The 15614-nt window shown below is 73.9% G+C and carries 13 protein-coding genes; 7 read left to right on the forward strand and 6 right to left on the reverse strand.

Translation table 11 applies throughout. The features are described from left to right. The first annotated feature begins 123 nt into the window (after positions 1–123). Together V6U82_RS09790 and V6U82_RS09795 are read left to right on the forward strand one after the other, a co-directional pair. Positions 124–276, forward strand: a complete 153-nt coding sequence (locus tag V6U82_RS09790) for a hypothetical protein (RefSeq protein WP_181726665.1) — start codon at positions 124–126, stop codon at positions 274–276. Next, positions 276–1241 carry a golvesin C-terminal-like domain-containing protein gene (locus V6U82_RS09795; protein ID WP_128138080.1) on the forward strand — a complete coding sequence of 322 codons (966 nt, stop codon included), beginning with the start codon at positions 276–278 and terminating at the stop codon, positions 1239–1241. Before V6U82_RS09790 ends, V6U82_RS09795 begins: the two co-directional genes overlap by 1 nt. A 52-nt stretch (positions 1242–1293) precedes the next feature. Here the strand turns inward: V6U82_RS09795 and V6U82_RS09800 are convergent, their stop codons facing one another. From V6U82_RS09800 to V6U82_RS09810, 3 genes are read right to left on the reverse strand one after another with little or no spacing between them, the layout of a single operon-like run. After that, positions 1294–2523, reverse strand: a complete 1230-nt coding sequence (locus V6U82_RS09800) for an epoxide hydrolase family protein (protein WP_334460606.1) — start codon at positions 2521–2523, stop codon at positions 1294–1296. Positions 2524–2545: 22 nt separating this feature from the next. Beyond that, positions 2546–3448: a redoxin gene (locus V6U82_RS09805; RefSeq protein ID WP_334460608.1), complete on the reverse strand. Its 903-nt coding sequence runs from the start codon at positions 3446–3448 to the stop codon at positions 2546–2548. After that, entirely contained in the window at positions 3448–4149 is a 702-nt protein-coding gene (locus V6U82_RS09810; RefSeq protein WP_334460609.1) for a DUF1223 domain-containing protein, read from the reverse strand. The genes V6U82_RS09805 and V6U82_RS09810 overlap by 1 nt, the downstream gene beginning before the upstream one ends. Positions 4150–4334: 185 nt before the next feature. Between V6U82_RS09810 and V6U82_RS09815 the strand changes: the two genes are divergently transcribed. Next, positions 4335–6560 carry a hypothetical protein gene (locus V6U82_RS09815; protein WP_334460610.1) on the forward strand — a complete coding sequence of 742 codons (2226 nt, stop codon included), beginning with the start codon at positions 4335–4337 and terminating at the stop codon, positions 6558–6560. Positions 6561–6573: 13 nt separating this feature from the next. Here V6U82_RS09815 and V6U82_RS09820 read toward each other — a convergent pair whose 3' ends face one another. Beyond that, complete coding sequence (locus tag V6U82_RS09820) at positions 6574–7131, reverse strand: GNAT family N-acetyltransferase (RefSeq protein ID WP_128139218.1); 558 nt, start codon at positions 7129–7131, stop codon at positions 6574–6576. Then, positions 7128–9164, reverse strand: coding sequence for a penicillin acylase family protein (locus V6U82_RS09825; protein ID WP_334460611.1), 2037 nt, complete (start codon positions 9162–9164; stop codon positions 7128–7130). Before V6U82_RS09825 ends, V6U82_RS09820 begins: the two co-directional genes overlap by 4 nt. Before the next feature lie 228 nt (positions 9165–9392). On the opposite strand from V6U82_RS09825, the gene V6U82_RS09830 reads away from it, so the two are divergent. From V6U82_RS09830 to V6U82_RS09845, 4 genes are read left to right on the forward strand one after another with little or no spacing between them, the layout of a single operon-like run. Further along, positions 9393–10946 (forward strand): pyridoxal phosphate-dependent decarboxylase family protein, encoded by a 1554-nt coding sequence (locus V6U82_RS09830; protein ID WP_334460612.1) that lies wholly within the window; start codon positions 9393–9395, stop codon positions 10944–10946. A gap of 23 nt (positions 10947–10969) precedes the next feature. Further along, positions 10970–12256, forward strand: a complete 1287-nt coding sequence (locus tag V6U82_RS09835; RefSeq protein WP_334460613.1) for a lysine N(6)-hydroxylase/L-ornithine N(5)-oxygenase family protein — start codon at positions 10970–10972, stop codon at positions 12254–12256. Beyond that, positions 12253–12837 (forward strand): GNAT family N-acetyltransferase, encoded by a 585-nt coding sequence (locus V6U82_RS09840; RefSeq protein WP_334460614.1) that lies wholly within the window; start codon positions 12253–12255, stop codon positions 12835–12837. Before V6U82_RS09835 ends, V6U82_RS09840 begins: the two co-directional genes overlap by 4 nt. Next, positions 12834–14618: an IucA/IucC family protein gene (locus V6U82_RS09845; RefSeq protein ID WP_334460615.1), complete on the forward strand. Its 1785-nt coding sequence runs from the start codon at positions 12834–12836 to the stop codon at positions 14616–14618. Before V6U82_RS09840 ends, V6U82_RS09845 begins: the two co-directional genes overlap by 4 nt. Before the next feature lie 54 nt (positions 14619–14672). Here V6U82_RS09845 and V6U82_RS09850 read toward each other — a convergent pair whose 3' ends face one another. After that, positions 14673–15575, reverse strand: coding sequence for a siderophore-interacting protein (locus V6U82_RS09850; protein ID WP_334460616.1), 903 nt, complete (start codon positions 15573–15575; stop codon positions 14673–14675). Positions 15576–15614 lie beyond the last annotated feature (39 nt).

Here is a 15614-nt window from a genome sequence, read left to right on the forward strand (position 1 = left end):
GGTGGCGAAAGTTTTCACGACAGAAACGATCATTGAAGGGTATCGACAAGACGGCGGATGTCGGTATAGCGTGCCCGCACTCACATCCGTCGATCGGTGAAGCGCCGTCACCCGAGGAGCGCCATGCCCACGTCACGATTCCCCCGTCTGCGACGCCGAGGTCTGCTCGGCGTACCCGCCCTGGTGGCCGCCGCCCTCGCCGTGGCCGTCCGGCCCGGCACGGCGCTCGCGGCGCCGAAGGCCGAGTGCCTCGCCGACCTGCTCGGGGAGCAGTGATGGCCACCATTCCCTGGCTCGTGGACGTGCTGCGGGCCGCCGGCGTGCAGGTGGTCGTCGAGGGCGACTGGCTCAACCGGATGCGCCCCGGCTCCTTCGACCCGATCGGGGTGCTCTGGCACCACACCGCGGCCACCTCCAGCGCCGGCAACCCGCACCCGGCGCTGAACATCTGCATCAACGGCCGGTCCGACCTGCCCGGCCCGCTCTGCCAGGCGCTCGTGGACTACAACGGTGTGTTCCACGTGATCTCCGCCGGACGGTGCAACCACGCCGGCACCAGCGGCGGCAGCGGACCGATCCCGGCCGGGGACGGGAACACCCTGATGATCGGGTGGGAGATCGACTACAACGGCGTCGACCAGCGGATGACCACCGCCCAGTACAACGCCAGCATCGCGGCCACAGCCGCCGTGCTCAAGCGGCTCGGCCGGGACTCCAGCTACGCCCGGGGGCACCGGGAGACCAGCACCACCGGCAAGATCGACCCGTCCTTCATCGACCTGAACACCATGCGCGCCGACGTGGCCGCCAAGATGGCCGGCGGCGGCACCGGCTGGACGTCGATCGTGGACAACGCCACCGCGGGCCGGTTCACCGCGAGCGCCAACTGGGGCACCTCGACGTACTCCGGGCAGCGCTACGGCGCCGACTACCGCTACGCGGACCCGGTCGCCGCGAGCGACGCGGCCTGGTACAAGTTCAACGTCCCGCGTACCGGCAACTACCGGGTCGAGGCGTGGTGGCCGGCGAACGCGGGCTACAACGCTGCCACGCCGTACATCGTCGCCACGACCACCGGCAACCGGACGGTCGTGGTCGACCAGCGGGCGACCGGCGGGCAGTGGCGCTCGCTCGGCACGTTCACGCTGCCGGCCGGGGACGCCAACCGCGTGGCGGTCAGCCGGTGGAGCTCCGCCGCCGGCCTGGTCATCGCCGACGCGGTCCGGCTGACCGAGGTCTGAACCCGGGGATGCGGCCGGGTGGCACCCCCACCCGGCCGCATCCGCCCCGGCGTCAGCGCAGCGACCGGAAGGCCGCCCGCATCTCCTGGGCGAACAGCTCCGGCTGCTCCCAGGCGGCGAAGTGCCCGCCCCGGTCCACCTTGTTGTAGTGGATCAGGTTCGGGTACGCCCGCTCGGCCCAGCTGCGCGGCGCGAGCAGGATCTCGTCCGGGAACTGACTCACCGCGGCCGGCACCCGGACGCCCTTGGCGGCGAAGAACGACAGCGCGTTCTGCGCGTACAGCCGGGCCGAGGACACACCCGTGTTGGTGAGCCAGTAGAGCGTGACGTTGTCCAGGATGTCGTCGCGGCTCAGCCCGCCGGGCCGGCCGGCGAAGGCGGCGCAGATCAGCTCCAGGCTCGCCGCGTCGTGGTCGAGCATGAACGTCGCCAGGCCGACCGGCGAGTCGGCGAGCGCCATGAGCGTCTCCGGACGGGTCGTCATGATCAGCGCGTACGCGGAGTGCTTCCAGAAGAAGTCGATCCGCTCGCAGGCGGCCCGCTCCTCGGCCGAGAGCCCGGACGGCAGCTCCGCGAGCGGGTTGTTGACACCGGTGATGCCGCTCTGCAGCAGCGCGTCGATCTCCGGCGGCACCACGCAGGGCATGTTCGTGTGGATGCCGGCCAGTTCCGGCGGGGCCTGCACGCCGAGCATGTCGGTGATCAGCGCGCCCCAGTCGCCGCCCTGCGCCACGAACCGGGTGTAACCCAGCCGCCGCATCAACTCGGTCCAGGCGCGGGCGATGTGCTGCGGATCCCAGCCGGGCCGGTCCGGCTGGCCGGAGAAGCCGTAGCCGGGCATCGACGGGATCACCAGGTGGAACGCGTCCGAGGCGCGGCCGCCGTGCGCCGTCGGGTCGGTCAGCGGGCCGATGATCTTCAACTGCTCGATCACCGAACCGGGCCAGCCGTGCGTGACGATCAGCGGCAGCGCGTCGGCGTGCGGCGAGCGTACGTGGATGAAGTGGATGTCCAGGCCGTCGATCTCGGTGACGAAGTTCGGCAGGTCGTTGAGCCGCGCCTCGACCCGGCGCCAGTCGTACTCGGTGGCCCAGTAGCGGGCGAGCGCCTGACTGGTCTCCAGCGGCACGCCCTGCGACTGGTCGTCCACGGTCTGGCGCTCCGGCCAGCGGGTGGCCGCGATCCGGGCCCGCAGGTCCTCCAGGTCCGCCTCCGGCACCTCGATGCGGAACTCACGGATGCCGGCGCCGGTACGCGTCGGCGTCATGGTCTTGACGGCCACGGATTGTCCTCCTCGGGTCGGGTCAGGGACCGAACGTGAAGACGTACGCGCGGAAGCCGGGCCGCCCGGCGCGCAGGGTGAGCCGGTGCTCCCCCGGCGTCGCACCGTCGACCAGCCGGATCATGGCCGCCCGGTCGACGAGTGCCCGACCGTCCGGGCCCACGTCGGCGCCGCGCGCGTCAGCGGCCGGTTTCCCGTCCAGCAGCACCCGAATCCCGGCCGGTCCCTCCGGTCCCGGGTCGGCCACCAGGTTCACCTCACCGGCGGTGAACGGCAGGACCAGCTCGGCGCCGGCATCGCCGGTCTCGACGTACTCGCCCTCGACCCGCCAGTCGCCGGTCAGCGCGTACGTGCCGGGCACACCACGGCCGGCGCCGAGGTAGGTCTCCGGGGTGATCCCGGCGTACGTGGGCTGCGGGCCGGTCACGAACGCGGTCACCTCCGGGGTGACCGGCGGCAGCGCGGTCGCGGGCGCGGCGGCCTCGACCAGCCGCCGGATCAGCGCCTCGGTCCGGTCGTAGTCGCCCTCGCCCACCCAGCGGCCGGCCAGCCGCCCGTCGGCGTCGAAGAGGTACCTCGCGGGCCAGGCGTCGTTGCGCAGGGCACGCCAGAACGTGTAGTCGTCGTCGATCGCGATCGGGTAGGTGAGCCCGTGGTCGCGGATCGCCCGGTCGATGTTCTCCGGCAGCCGGCCGAACGCGAACTCCGGCGCGTGCGCGCCGATGACCGTGAGCCCCAGGTCGCGGTAGTCGCGGTGCCACGCCCGCACGTACGGGGCGGTGCGGATCCAGTTCACGCAGGTGTACTCCCAGACGTCGACGAGGACCACACGTCCGCGCAGATCCTGCGGCGTCAGCGGCGCGGAGTTCACCCAGCGGCCGACGTCGACCGGCGGCAGCCGAGTCGCCGCCGCGGCCCGGGTCATCACCGGCTCCCGTCGCCGAGGTCGACGGCGGTCGCGCCGACCACCGCCCGGTCGCCCTGCTGCACGTATCCGACGACCGAGGTGCGGCGCGGGTCGGGCGCCGCGGGCACGTCGATCTCCATCCGGCCCCGCTCACCGTTCAGCTCGGTGGAGCTGAACGCGCGCACCACCGTGTCCTGGCGCAGCCGCCGCCCGGCGTTCTCACCCCGGGGGACGTCGTTCTCCAGGCCGCGCTCCACCACCGCCACGTTCAGCCGGGCCTGCTCGGGCAGCGCTCCGGTCTCGTAGTCGAGCACCACGTGCCCGGCGTCGGCCGTCACGACGGACAGCGTCACCGGCGTGCCGGGCGAAGCGGCCAGCGCGGCGTCGATCGCCGAGGCGGCCTGCCGGCGGTCCGACCCGACGAACTCGACCGTTCCGTTGACGATCATCTGCGGGGTGTAGAGCCCGCCGGAGCGCAGCGTCCGCGCGTACCGCTCCTGCCGCAGCGTGTGCGCCTGCGCGCCGTACGGGTCGGCCCAGCCCAGGTGGTCCCAGTAGTCGACGTGGAAGCCGAGCGTGTAGACCCGCTCCCCGCGCTCACGCGCGTCCCGGTCGATCCCGGACAGCACCTCCTCGGCGGGCGGGCAACTGTCGCAGCCCTGGGAGGTGAACATCTCCACGACGGCGAAGCCGTCGCGCGGGGGCGATGCGCCGGTCATGCGGGCTCCCTTCGTCCGAGGACGTCCGAGGACGTCCGCCGCGGTTACCCGGACGGCGCGGCTTCGAACGGGCCGCCCGCCGGGCCCACGGGCGTTTGCCCCCGGCCCGGCCGGGTAGGACGCTGCGCCACCCGAGGGCGGGCCGTGCCGGGCGGCGTGGGCGGCCGGGACGTCGCGGAGGGTCGATGACGGCTGGACCAGGGCGGGCACAGGAGCCGTCGAGCGAGGTGGTGGAGCTGCGGGTGCACGGCGTCTCCTCGGCCGGCGCCGCCGAGGTGCTGGGCCGGCCGCTGGTACGGCAGGTCGCGGGCGACCGCAGCGCCGGCTTCTACCGGCCCCGCCCCGGGCACGCCGACGAGCACGGGGCGAGCGGGGTGACGCTGGAGGCGTACCGGTGGAACGACCTGCCGTCCGGCACCGCGCTGCGTACCCTGTCGCTGCTGTTCCTGATGCCCTTCATGCTGATCAACGTGGCCGTGTGGATGCGGCCGGGGGACGCGGTCGGCGGCGCGGTGGTGCGGGCGCTGTGCCGGGTGCTCGGGTTGAGCCTGACCGCGCTGTACGTGCTCGCCGGCGCCGGGGTGGCGCTGGACCTGGTGGCCTGGCAGTGCCTGTCCGTCCCGGCCTGCATCGCCGACCGCGAGTGGCTGTCCTGGATGGGTGGGCGGCCGGTGGGACTGCGGCTCGTGGTGCTGGCGCTGGTCCCGGCCGCCGCGGTGAGCCTGGTCTGGTGGGGCGCCCGGCGGCCGGGACGCTCGTTCACCGCGTTCCGGGCGCCGGAGCGGGCATCCGCCGGGCCCCCGCTGAGCACGATCGGCCAGTGGGACACCGAACCGTTGATGGGCCGGCTGCGCTCGATCCACATCGCGGCGGCCTTCGCCACCCTCGACGGCTGTCTCCTCGCCGCCCGGGCCGCGCAGGGCGTCCCGCCCACTGTGGCGGCGCTGCTGGCGGTCACCGGCGTGGTCCTGCTGGCCTGCGTGGTCCTGGTCTGCGCGCCGCCGCTCGTCGACCGGGCGCCCGCCGACCCGCGACGCGACCGGGTCGCCCGGGCGCTGCGCGCCGCAGCGGTCGGGCTCACCGTCGCGGTGGCCGGGCACCTGCTGTTCGCCCCGGCCCGCTGGCGTACCGGCGGAGGCCTGCCCGGCTACGGCTCGATCCTGACCTGGCTGCTGGTCACGCACGCGGTCCTGCTCGGCGGCCTGGGCGCCGTGCTGCTCTGGCACCGGCTGCGGGTACGCGGCCACCAGCCGCCGAACGGGCTCGGCGCGCTCGTGGTCGCGGCGGCGGCGGGCGGGCTCGCTGTGGCGTACTCCGCCGAGCTGGTCCAGCGCACCGCCGACCTGCTGGACCGGGGCATGTCCCCGGCGGACGACATACCGGGTCCGGCCCGCGCGTACACCTGGGCCATCTACGGCTTCTTCCGCGCGTTGCTGGTCACGCTGGCGGCCGCCGCCGTGGTGGCGCTGGTGTCCCGGCGCGGCCGGGTCCGGGCCGCCCAGGCGATCGTCGAACGCGACTTCCCGGCACCGCCGGCCGAGGCGGCGCCCCGGCTGCGGCAGGTCCGGACGATGATCGTCCGGGCCCGGTTCACCGACCTGCTGGTGCCGTTGGCGGTGCTGTTCGCCGTCATGGCCGGGGCGGGCGCGGCGACCACCGCGATGGCGCTGGTCCGTCCCGAGCCGGGCGAGGCCCTGGAACGCCGCACGCACGTGCCGGCCGAGCTGGTCATGTTCGGCATCGAGGTGGGCGGGGTGGCGCTCTCGGCGGCGGTGCTGGCCCTGGGTGTGGCCGGGATCTTCGCCTACCGCAGTCCCGGGTTCCGCCACCACGTCGGCGTGCTCTTCGACCTCGCCACGTTCTGGCCCCGGGCCGCGCACCCGTTCGCGCCGCCCTGCTACGCCGAGCGGGCCGTGCCGGAGCTGGCCCGGCGCATCACGTACCTGGTGCGCAGCGGCAACGGGGTGCTGCTGTCCGGCTACAGCCACGGCTCGGTGCTCGTCGCCGCCACCGTCCTGCAACTGCCGGCGGAGATCAGCGCGCGGGTCGCCCTGCTCACGTACAGCTCGCCGCTGCGCCGGCTCTACGCCCGGCTGTTCCCCGCCTACGTGGGCGACGGGATGCTGCGCGGGATCGGCGGCCGGCTCGGCTGGCGGTGGCGCAACCTGTGGCGGGACACCGACGCGCTGGGCGGATGGATCTTCTCCCCGCACCGCGCGGACGAGCCGGCCGGCGTCACCGGCCCGGAGGCGACTGTCGACCGCCGCCTCCGGGATCCGGAGAGCCTGGTGGCCCCGCCCTGGGACAGCGTCCCGCCGCCGATCAAGGGCCACCTTCCGTCCGAGGACGACCCGGCGTACGCCGAGACGGTGCGTTACCTGGCCGGGCGGCTGCGCGCCACCGGGCCGTGACGCCGTCGAGCCGTCACGCCGCCGGGTGGTCCGCCTCGAACCGCTCGCGGGTCAGGAACGCCAGCCGGGCCCGCTTGTCCGGCATGTCGACCTCGTCGCCGAGCGTGAAGCCCTCGATCCGCAGCCGGCGCAGCATGGCGTCGTTGCGCACGTCCGGCTCGACCACCACGCGACGCGCGGCCGGATCGCGCAGCAGGAACCGGACCAGGGCCGGGAAGACCGCACCGGTCACGCCGCGCGGGTACCGCCGGGGCGGGTCGAGCAGCAGGTGCGTCCCCACGTCGCCGGGTTGCACCGGGTAGCGCTCGCCGACCGGGTCCGCCTCCGGCTGGTAGGTCTGGAACAGCCCGATCGGCTCGCCGTCGAGCCGGATCAGGTAGGCGTGGTGGGTGTCCAGCCCGTCGACGAACGCGTAGATCTCGCGTACCTCGTCGACGGTGTGCGAGCCCATGCCCCAGAACCGGTTGCGGGGCCGGACCACCCAGCCGTGCAGCAGTTCGGCGTGCCGGTCGGGGCGTACCGGCTCCAGCGCCAGCTCGCCGAGGCCGGGGATCCGCTCCAGGTGGATCACGTCGTCTCGTCTCCCGTCAGTGGGCCGGCGGGCACCGGGATCAGCGTCCCGGCGGCCCAGTGGGTCAGTTGGTCGGCGAAGTGCGGGTCGCCGGGGCGCCCGGAGGCGCCGAACGGGACGATCCAGCGGCTGGCCGCCCGGTCGGTCAGGTCCCACACGTAGCGGGCCACCGGGCCGCGCCAGCAGGCGTCGGAGATTCCCGGCACGCTGGAGGTGGCCAGCACGCAGTCGGTGTCACCGGCGAGCGCCACCCGCAGCCGCATCGCCGCCACCGCGTCGGTGACCGCGGCGGCGACGCCCAGGTGCACCGGGTGCAGCACGTGCCGGCTGCCCCACGCACCGGGCGGCGGGCCGGCGGCCACCTCGGCCAGCGCCTCGGCCGCCGGTTCCGCGAGGTCGAACCCGGCCGCGAGGTGGTCCAGCGCCAGGCCGATCCGGGCGGCCGGGTCGGTCCAGGGGGCGAACAGCTCGTCGAAACCGCACGGCTCGTCGAGGGCACGCAACCTCGGGTGTACGCGCAACCGCCGGGCGAGCGCCGCACGCCAGGCCGCGTACGCCCCGGCCTCGGCCGAACCGGCCGCCATCGTCCGGTCCCATCCGCGCAGCCGCAGCAGCAGAGCGCGGGCGGGTTCGTCGAGCCGGCCCGGGTCGAGCCGGTCGAGCAGCCGGTACAGCGGTCCGGCCGGGAGCCGGTCGTCGGTGTGCACGATGGACGCCTCGGCGCCGTCGGCGAGCAGCGCCCGGATCCGGCGGGCCCGGTGCGGCGGGGCGAAGTCGGCGCCGTGTGCGGCCACGTCGGCGCGCCGGTCGTTGGCGCACACCGCCACGCCGTCGACCGGCTCGTCCACCGGCGGCAGGTAGTCGCCCCGCCAGCGGTACCGCGGCTCCCAGGCCGGCACGGGTTCCCGCCGGCACCGCTCGTCGCGTACCGGGACCAGGCCGGCGACCAGGCGGCGCACACCGCCCCCGGTGTCGGCGGCGAGCACGCTGTTGACCGGCTCGACCCAGTGGCGCAGCGCCTCGGCGACGTCACCGGTGTGCCGGGCGCGCAGCAGCGGCAGCAACGCCTCGAAGCCGAGGCGGGCCTCGACCCGGCTCGGGGTGCGCAGGGCGATCGCCTCGCCGGTGACCCGGTCGTGGTCGATCACCGGGCCGCGCGGCGTCTCGATCACCTCGACCGCCTCCGGGGCTCCGCCACGGACCTCGATCTCCTCGACGTGGCGTGCGGCGGGCGTCCAGCCGCCGGCGTCGCGCACCAGCACCCGGTCGCCGTCGCGGCGCAGCCGTTCGCGGTAGAGGTCCTGGTAGTCGGCCATCGCGTTGGTGACGGCCCAGGCCACGTGGCCGGTGTGGCCGAAGTGCGGCAGGCCGGGCACGCCGGGGAACGCGAGGCCGATCACGTCGAACTCCGGGCAGGCGAGCCGGACCTGCTGGTAGACGCCGGGGAGTTCGAGCAGCCGGTGCGGGTCACCGGCGATCACCGGGCCGCGCCCGGTGACCGGGTCGGCGGGCAGCGCCCAGGCGTTGCTGCCGGAGGACGCCGGTCCTTCGACCGCGAACAGCCCGACCGCCTCGGGGCCGAGCCTACGGGCCACGTGCGCGTGCCAGAGCTTGTTCGGGAACGTGGAGAACAGCACGTGCTGGACGAGGAAGACGCCGAGCGGTGACCAGGGGTGCCAGGGTTCGGGCGCGGTGCCGGTGGCGGCGAACTCCGGCGCGTCGCCGGCGCCCTCGGCGAGTCCGGAGTTGATCCCGTCGACGTACGCCTCGACCCACCGCCGGGTGTCCGGGTCCAGCCGCTCATAGCAGCGGCGGGCGGTGTCGTCCAGCCGTACGCGCCTGGCGAACCGGTCCCACGCCACCTCGGCCGCGCCGACGTGGGCGGCCAGCCGGCCCTCGGCGCGCCATCGTTCGACGCTGATCTGCCAGGCCCGGTCCAGCGCGGCGACGCGCCCCTGCAGACGCGCGAGCGCGTCGACGTCGGCGGCCCACAACCGGGGCACACCCCACCTGTCGCGATCGACGTGTGTCATCGTCTCGCGCCGTCTCGGCGCGCCGGACGCCGGTTCCGTTCCACAGTCAACTTAGGATAACCTCCCCTAACCGAGGGCGACCTTACCGCGACGTGGGCGGGGCGCCAACCGGCGGTTCATGCGGGACAAAGCACCCCGAGTCGTGCTTGATAGTTAGGCAAGCCTAACCTAACCTGATCGCCGCGGCCGTCGCCGCGCGTCCTGTCCGTACGACCGCTGGGAAGTCGCATGAGTTCGATCGGGAGCCCGACCGGCGCCGCGCCCGCCGACACCGGCCGCGCCGCCGCCACGGCACGCGGCCACCTGTTCAACGCCGGCTCGCTCGGACGGTACCGGGACGTGCTGGCGCGCGGCGTCGACCGGGTGGCCCGCCGGGTGGGCGAGGCGGACCGGCCGTTCACCGGCGTCACCCCCGACGAGCTGGCGCCGCTCATCGGCGCCATCGACCTGGACCGGCCGCTCGGCGACACCGACGCCGCCCTGGACGAGCTGCACGACGTGTGGCTGCGCGACGCGGTCTACTTCCACCACCCGCGCTACCTGGCCCACCTGAACTGCCCGGTGGTCATCCCGGCCCTGCTCGGCGAGGCGGTGCTCAGCGCCGTCAACTCCTCACTGGACACGTGGGACCAGAGCGTCGGCGCGACGCTGATGGAGCGGCGCCTGATCGAGTGGACGGCCGGGCGGATCGGGCTCGGCGCCGGCGCCGACGGGGTCTTCACCAGCGGCGGCACCCAGTCGAACCTCCAGGCGATGCTGCTGGCGCGCGAGGAGGCGTACCGCACGGTGGTGGGCGGCTCCGCCACCCGGCCCGACCGGCCGCAGGTGCTGTCCCGGCTGCGCATCCTCACCTCCGCGGCCGGGCACTTCAGCGTGCAGAAGGCCGCCAAACTGCTCGGCCTGGCCGCCGACGCGGTGCTCACCGTGCCCACCGACGCGACCCGCCGGATGCGCACCGACGAGCTGGCCCGCGCGATCGACCGCTGCCACCGTGACGGCCAGGTGGTGATGGCCGTCGTCGCCACCGCCGGCACCACCGACTTCGGCACCGTCGACCCGCTGCCCGAGATCGCCGACATCTGCGCCGCCGCGGGCGTCTGGCTGCACGTCGACGCCGCGTACGGCTGCGGGCTGCTGGTCTCCCCCACCCGCCGACACCTGCTCGACGGCATCGAACGGGCCGCGTCGGTGACCGTGGACTACCACAAGTCGTTCTTCCAGCCGGTCAGCTCCAGCGCGCTGCTGGTCCGCGACGGCCGGACGCTGCGCCACGCCACCTGGCACGCCGACTACCTCAACCCGGCCCGCGCGGTCGAGCAGGGCATCCCGAACCAGGTCGACAAGAGCATCCAGACCACCCGCCGGTTCGACGCGTGCAAGCTCTGGCTGACCCTGCGGATCATGGGGCCGGACGCGATCGGCGCGCTGTTCGACCAGGTCGTCGACCTCGCGGCGCAGGCGTGGCGGCGGCTCGACGCCGACCCGCGCTTCGAGGTGGCCGCGCCGTCGCAGCTGAGCACAGTGGTCTTCCGGTACCGGCCGTCCGGCCTCGCCCCCGACCTGGTCGACGAGGCCAACCTGCACGCCCGCGACGCGCTCGCCGCGTCCGGCGCGGCCCTGGTCGCCGGCACCAAGGTCGACGGCGCCCACCACCTGAAGCTCACCCTGCTCAATCCCGAGACCACAGTGGACGACATCGCCCACGTGCTGGACCTCATCGCCGACCACGCCGCCTGGTACGCCCGGACCGCGGCCACCGCCGAGCTGTCCTGCCCGGTCTGACCCCGCCGAGGAGAACGAGAACCATGTCGACCCACGACTTCATCGCCGTCGGGCTGGGCCCCTACAACCTCGGCCTGGCCTGCCTCACCGCGCCGATCGACGACCTCGACGGGCTGTTCCTGGAGGCGCGCGACAGCTTCGACTGGCATCCCGGCATGCTGCTGGAATCCACCCGGCTCCAGACGCCGTTCATCGCCGACCTGGTCACACTCGCGGACCCCACCTCGCCGTACTCGTTCCTGAGCTACCTGAAGGAGACCGGCCGGCTCTACCCGTTCTACATCCGGGAGAGCTTCTTCCCGCTGCGCGCCGAGTACAACGACTACTGCCGCTGGGCCGCCGCCAAGCTGCCGAACCTGCGCTTCCGGCACACCGTCACCGCCGTCGAGTACGACGAGGCCGGCGACCGGTACGTGGTGCACGCGGACACGCCGGACGGGCCGGTCACGCACCGGGCCCGGCACCTGGTGCTCGGTACCGGCACCCCGCCGTACCTGCCGCCGGCCTGCGCCGGGCTGGGCGGTGACATGATCCACAACTCGCGCTACCTGGAGCACCGGGAGGCGCTGCGGGCCAAGGACAGCATCACGATCGTCGGCAGCGGCCAGAGCGCCGCGGAGATCTATTACGACCTGCTCGGCGACATCGACACGTACGGCTACCAGCTCACCTGGGTGACCCGCTCGCCCCGGTTCTTCCCGCTGGAGTACACCAAGCTCACGCTGGAGATGACCTCGCCGGACTACGTGGACTACTTCCACGCGCTGCCCGAGCCGACCCGCTACGCGCTGGAGGCCGCGCAGAAGCCGCTGTTCAAGGGCATCAACGCCGACCTGATCAACGACATCTACGACCTGCTGTACGCCAAGAGCCTGCACGGCCCGGCGCCGACCCGGCTGCTGACCAACACCGAGCTGGTCGAGGCGGCGTACGCCGACGGCCGCTACCGGCTCGGGCTGCGCCACACCGAGCAGGACCGCGCGTTCACGCTCGACACGGCGGGACTGGTGCTGGCCACCGGCTACCACTACCGGGTGCCGGAGTTCCTCGCCCCGGTGCGCGACCGGCTGCGCTTCGACGCGCACGGCCGCTTCGACGTGGCCCGCAACTACAGCGTCGACCACACCGGCCGGGGCGTGTTCCTCCAGAACGGCGGCACCCACACGCACAGCATCACCTCACCCGACCTGGGCATGGGCCCGTACCGCAACTCGTGGCTGATCCGGGAGATGACCGGGCGGGAGCACTACCCGATCGAGAAGGCGATCGCGTTCCAGGAGTTCGGCGCGCCCGCCGGAGTGCCCTCATGACCGCGTTCACCCGCGTCGACGACGCGCTGGGCGAGTTCACGCTGCGCCCGCTGGACCCGGATGCCGACGCCGCGCTGCTGCACCGCTGGGTCACCCACCCCAAGTCCGCGTTCTGGCTCATGCAGGACGCCGACGTGGACGCCGTCGCCGCCGAGTACCGGCGCATCGCCGACCACCCGCACCACGACGCGTACCTCGGGTCGTGGCGCGGCACCCCGGCGTTCCTGGCCGAGCGGTACGACCCGGCGCACGTGGAGTTGACCGGCCTGTACGACCCGGAGCCCGGCGACGTCGGCATGCACTTCCTCTGCGCGCCCGCGGGCACGCCGGTGCACGGCTTCACCCGGGCCGTCATCACCACTGTGATGGCCTGGCTGTTCGCCGACCCGGCGACCCGTCGGGTGGTGGTGGAGCCGGACGTGCGCAACACCGCCGTGCACGCGCTCAACGCGGCCGTCGGCTTCACCGTCGTCGGCCCGATCCGCAAGCCCGAGAAGGAGGCGCTGCTCAGCGTCTGCACCCGGGACCAGTTCCGGGCCGCCACCGGCGCGCCCACCAGCGAGGAAGGGGCACCGGCGTGAACGCCAGCGCATCCGTGGACCACCTGACCCCCGAGGCGTGGGCGACGGCCAACCGGCTGCTGGTGCGCAAGGCGCTCGCCGAGTTCGCCCACGAGCGCCTGATCACCCCCGAGCCCGTCGGCCCGGACCAGTGGCTGGTCCGCAGCGACGACGGCGCCGTCGAGTACCGGTTCGCCGCGCAGCGGCTGGCGCTGGACCACTGGCAGGTCGACGCGGACAGCATCGTGCGCCGCCGCGACGGCGCGGACCTGCCGCCCGACGCCGTGGACCTGTGCGTGGAGCTGCGCGGCGCGCTCGGCCTCACCGACGCCATCCTGCCGGTCTACCTGGAGGAGATCACCTCCACGCTGGCCGGGACCGCGTACAAGCTGGCCAAGCCGGCGCTGAGCGCCGCCGAGCTGGCCGCCGCCGACTTCCAGGCGATCGAGACCGGCATGACCGAGGGGCATCCCTGCTTCGTGGCCAACAACGGCCGCATCGGCTTCGGCGTGCACGAATACCACGCGTACGCCCCGGAGGCCGCCAGGCCGGTACGGCTGCTCTGGCTCGCCGCGCACCGCGACCACACCACGTTCACCTGCGCCGACGACCTGGACTACGACACGCTGGTGCGGGCCGAGCTGGGCGAGGAGACGCTTGCCGGGTTCACCGCCACGCTCACCGGGCTGGGCTTGGACCCGGCCGACTACCTGCTCGTGCCGGTGCACCCGTGGCAGTGGTGGAACAAGCTCGCCGTCACGTTCGCCGGTGAGGTGGCCCGCCGCCGGCTGGTCTGCCTCGGCGAGGGACCGGACGAGTATCTCGCGCAGCAGTCCATCCGCACCTTCTTCAACGTCAGCGACCCGGCCAAGCACTACGTGAAGACGGCGCTGTCGGTGCTGAACATGGGCTTCATGCGCGGGCTGTCCGCCGCGTACATGGAGGCGACGCCGGCCATCAACGACTGGCTGGCCGGGCTGATCGAGGGCGACCCGGTGCTCAAGCGCACCGGCCTGTCGATCATCCGGGAGCGGGCCGCGATCGGCTACCGGCACCGGCAGTACGAGGCGGCGACCGACAGGTACTCCCCGTACCGGAAGATGCTGGCGGCGCTGTGGCGGGAGAGCCCGGTGCCCGGGCTGGAACCCGGGCGGCGGCTGGCCACCATGGCGTCGCTGCTGCACCTGGACTCCGACGGGCGCTCGCTGGCCGCGGCGCTGATCGACGAGTCGGGGCTGGCCCCGGCCGACTGGCTGCGCCGCTACCTGGACGCCTACCTGGTGCCGCTGCTGCACAGCCTGTACGCCCACGACCTGGCGTTCATGCCGCACGGCGAGAACGTCATCCTGGTGCTGGACGGCGGCGTGGTGGAGCGGGTCGTCTTCAAGGACATCGCCGAGGAGATCGTGGTGATGGACCCGGACGCGGACCTGCCCGAGCGGGTGCGGCGGATCCGGGCCGCCATTCCGGAGGACGAGAAGATCCTGTCCATCTTCACCGACGTGTTCGACTGCTTCCTGCGGCACCTCAGCGCCGCCCTGCACACCCAGGGCGTGCTCGACCAGGACGGGTTCTGGCGCACAGTGGCCGAGTGCGCCGCCGGCTACGCCGCCACGGTGCCGCACCTGGCCGACCGGATGCGCCGGCACGACCTGTTCGCGCCGGAGTTCACGCTGTCCTGCCTCAACCGGCTCCAGCTGCGCAACAACCAGCAGATGGTGGACCTGTCCGACCCGTCGGCCGCGCTGCAGTTCGCCGGCACGCTGGTCAATCCGCTCGCCCCGTACGCACCGCGCGCATGACGAAGCGGGCCGGCGCACCATGCGCCGGCCCGCTTCACACAGCGGTGGAGACGATCAGTTCTCCGCGCGACCGGCCCGCCAGTAGCCCATGAACGCCACCGCGCGCCGGTCCATGCCGCGCTCGGTGACCAGGTGCCGGCGCAGGCCGCGGATCACCGCCGCCTCCCCGGCCAGCCAGGCGTAGAGCGCCGCGCCGTCGGGCCGCTCCGGCACCTCCCACAGGATGTCCCGGTCCACGTCCACCTCGGCCAGCGGCGCGGCGGCCGGCCCGGCCGGTACGGGCACCAGCCGGCCGGCCAGGCTCGTCACGGCCGGGGTGAGCCGGCTGCCGTGCCGGGCGCCGTCGCGCGGCAGCCAGGTCACCGTGACACCGGCCGGGGCCCGGCAGGGAAGCTCGTCGCCCGTCTCCGGCACCTCCACCAGCGCGTGCCCGCGCGCCTCGGCGGGCAGCCGCTCCAGGATCGCGCAGATCGCCGGCGCGGCCGTCTCGTCGCCGGCGAGCAGCAGCGTCGCACCGGCCGGCGGCTGGAACTCGACCCCGCCGTGCGGGCCGTCCCACCCGGCATCAGGGCCGACAACGGCGATCCGGTCACCGAGGCGGGCTCGCCGAGCCCACCGGGTGGCCGGGCCGCCGTCGCCGTGCAGCGCCATGTCCACGTCCACCTCGTACGCCTCCGGCCGGACGGCGCGGACCGTATAGGTGCGGATCGGGCTGCGCAGCCCGTCCGGCAACTCCCGCCACCGCGGGAACCAGTCCGGCCCGTCGGGCAGCTCACCCGGCGCCCCGTCGACCGGCGGCAGGGCCAGCTTGATCCGCTGGTCGTACCCGTTGTCGGCGAACCGGTCCAGGTCCGGGCCGGTGAGCGTCACCCGCAGGAACGACGGGCCGAGCCGCCGTAGCGCGCGGACCTCAACGGTGAAGACTCGCCAGGGCGCGACGGCCAGGGTGCTGGTCATGCGTCATTCCTCTCACGGCCGGTGTGGGGTGCGTCGGTG

It is taken from the genome of Micromonospora sp. CPCC 205554 (genome assembly GCF_036902745.1).
Taxonomy (GTDB): domain Bacteria; phylum Actinomycetota; class Actinomycetes; order Mycobacteriales; family Micromonosporaceae; genus Micromonospora; species Micromonospora tulbaghiae.

Bases quoted from the DNA above. Each gene is read 5' to 3' on its own strand.
- V6U82_RS09790 (WP_181726665.1), top strand. From the start codon at position 124: ATGCCCACGTCACGATTCCCCCGTCTGCGACGCCGAGGTCTGCTCGGC.
- V6U82_RS09795 (WP_128138080.1), top strand. From the start codon at position 276: ATGGCCACCATTCCCTGGCTCGTGGACGTGCTGCGGGCCGCCGGCGTG.
- V6U82_RS09805 (WP_334460608.1), bottom strand. From the start codon at position 3,448: ATGACCCGGGCCGCGGCGGCGACTCGGCTGCCGCCGGTCGACGTCGGC.
- V6U82_RS09810 (WP_334460609.1), bottom strand. From the start codon at position 4,149: ATGACCGGCGCATCGCCCCCGCGCGACGGCTTCGCCGTCGTGGAGATG.
- V6U82_RS09815 (WP_334460610.1), top strand. From the start codon at position 4,335: ATGACGGCTGGACCAGGGCGGGCACAGGAGCCGTCGAGCGAGGTGGTG.
- V6U82_RS09825 (WP_334460611.1), bottom strand. From the start codon at position 9,164: ATGACACACGTCGATCGCGACAGGTGGGGTGTGCCCCGGTTGTGGGCC.
- V6U82_RS09830 (WP_334460612.1), top strand. From the start codon at position 9,393: ATGAGTTCGATCGGGAGCCCGACCGGCGCCGCGCCCGCCGACACCGGC.
- V6U82_RS09835 (WP_334460613.1), top strand. From the start codon at position 10,970: ATGTCGACCCACGACTTCATCGCCGTCGGGCTGGGCCCCTACAACCTC.
- V6U82_RS09840 (WP_334460614.1), top strand. From the start codon at position 12,253: ATGACCGCGTTCACCCGCGTCGACGACGCGCTGGGCGAGTTCACGCTG.
- V6U82_RS09850 (WP_334460616.1), bottom strand. From the start codon at position 15,575: ATGACCAGCACCCTGGCCGTCGCGCCCTGGCGAGTCTTCACCGTTGAG.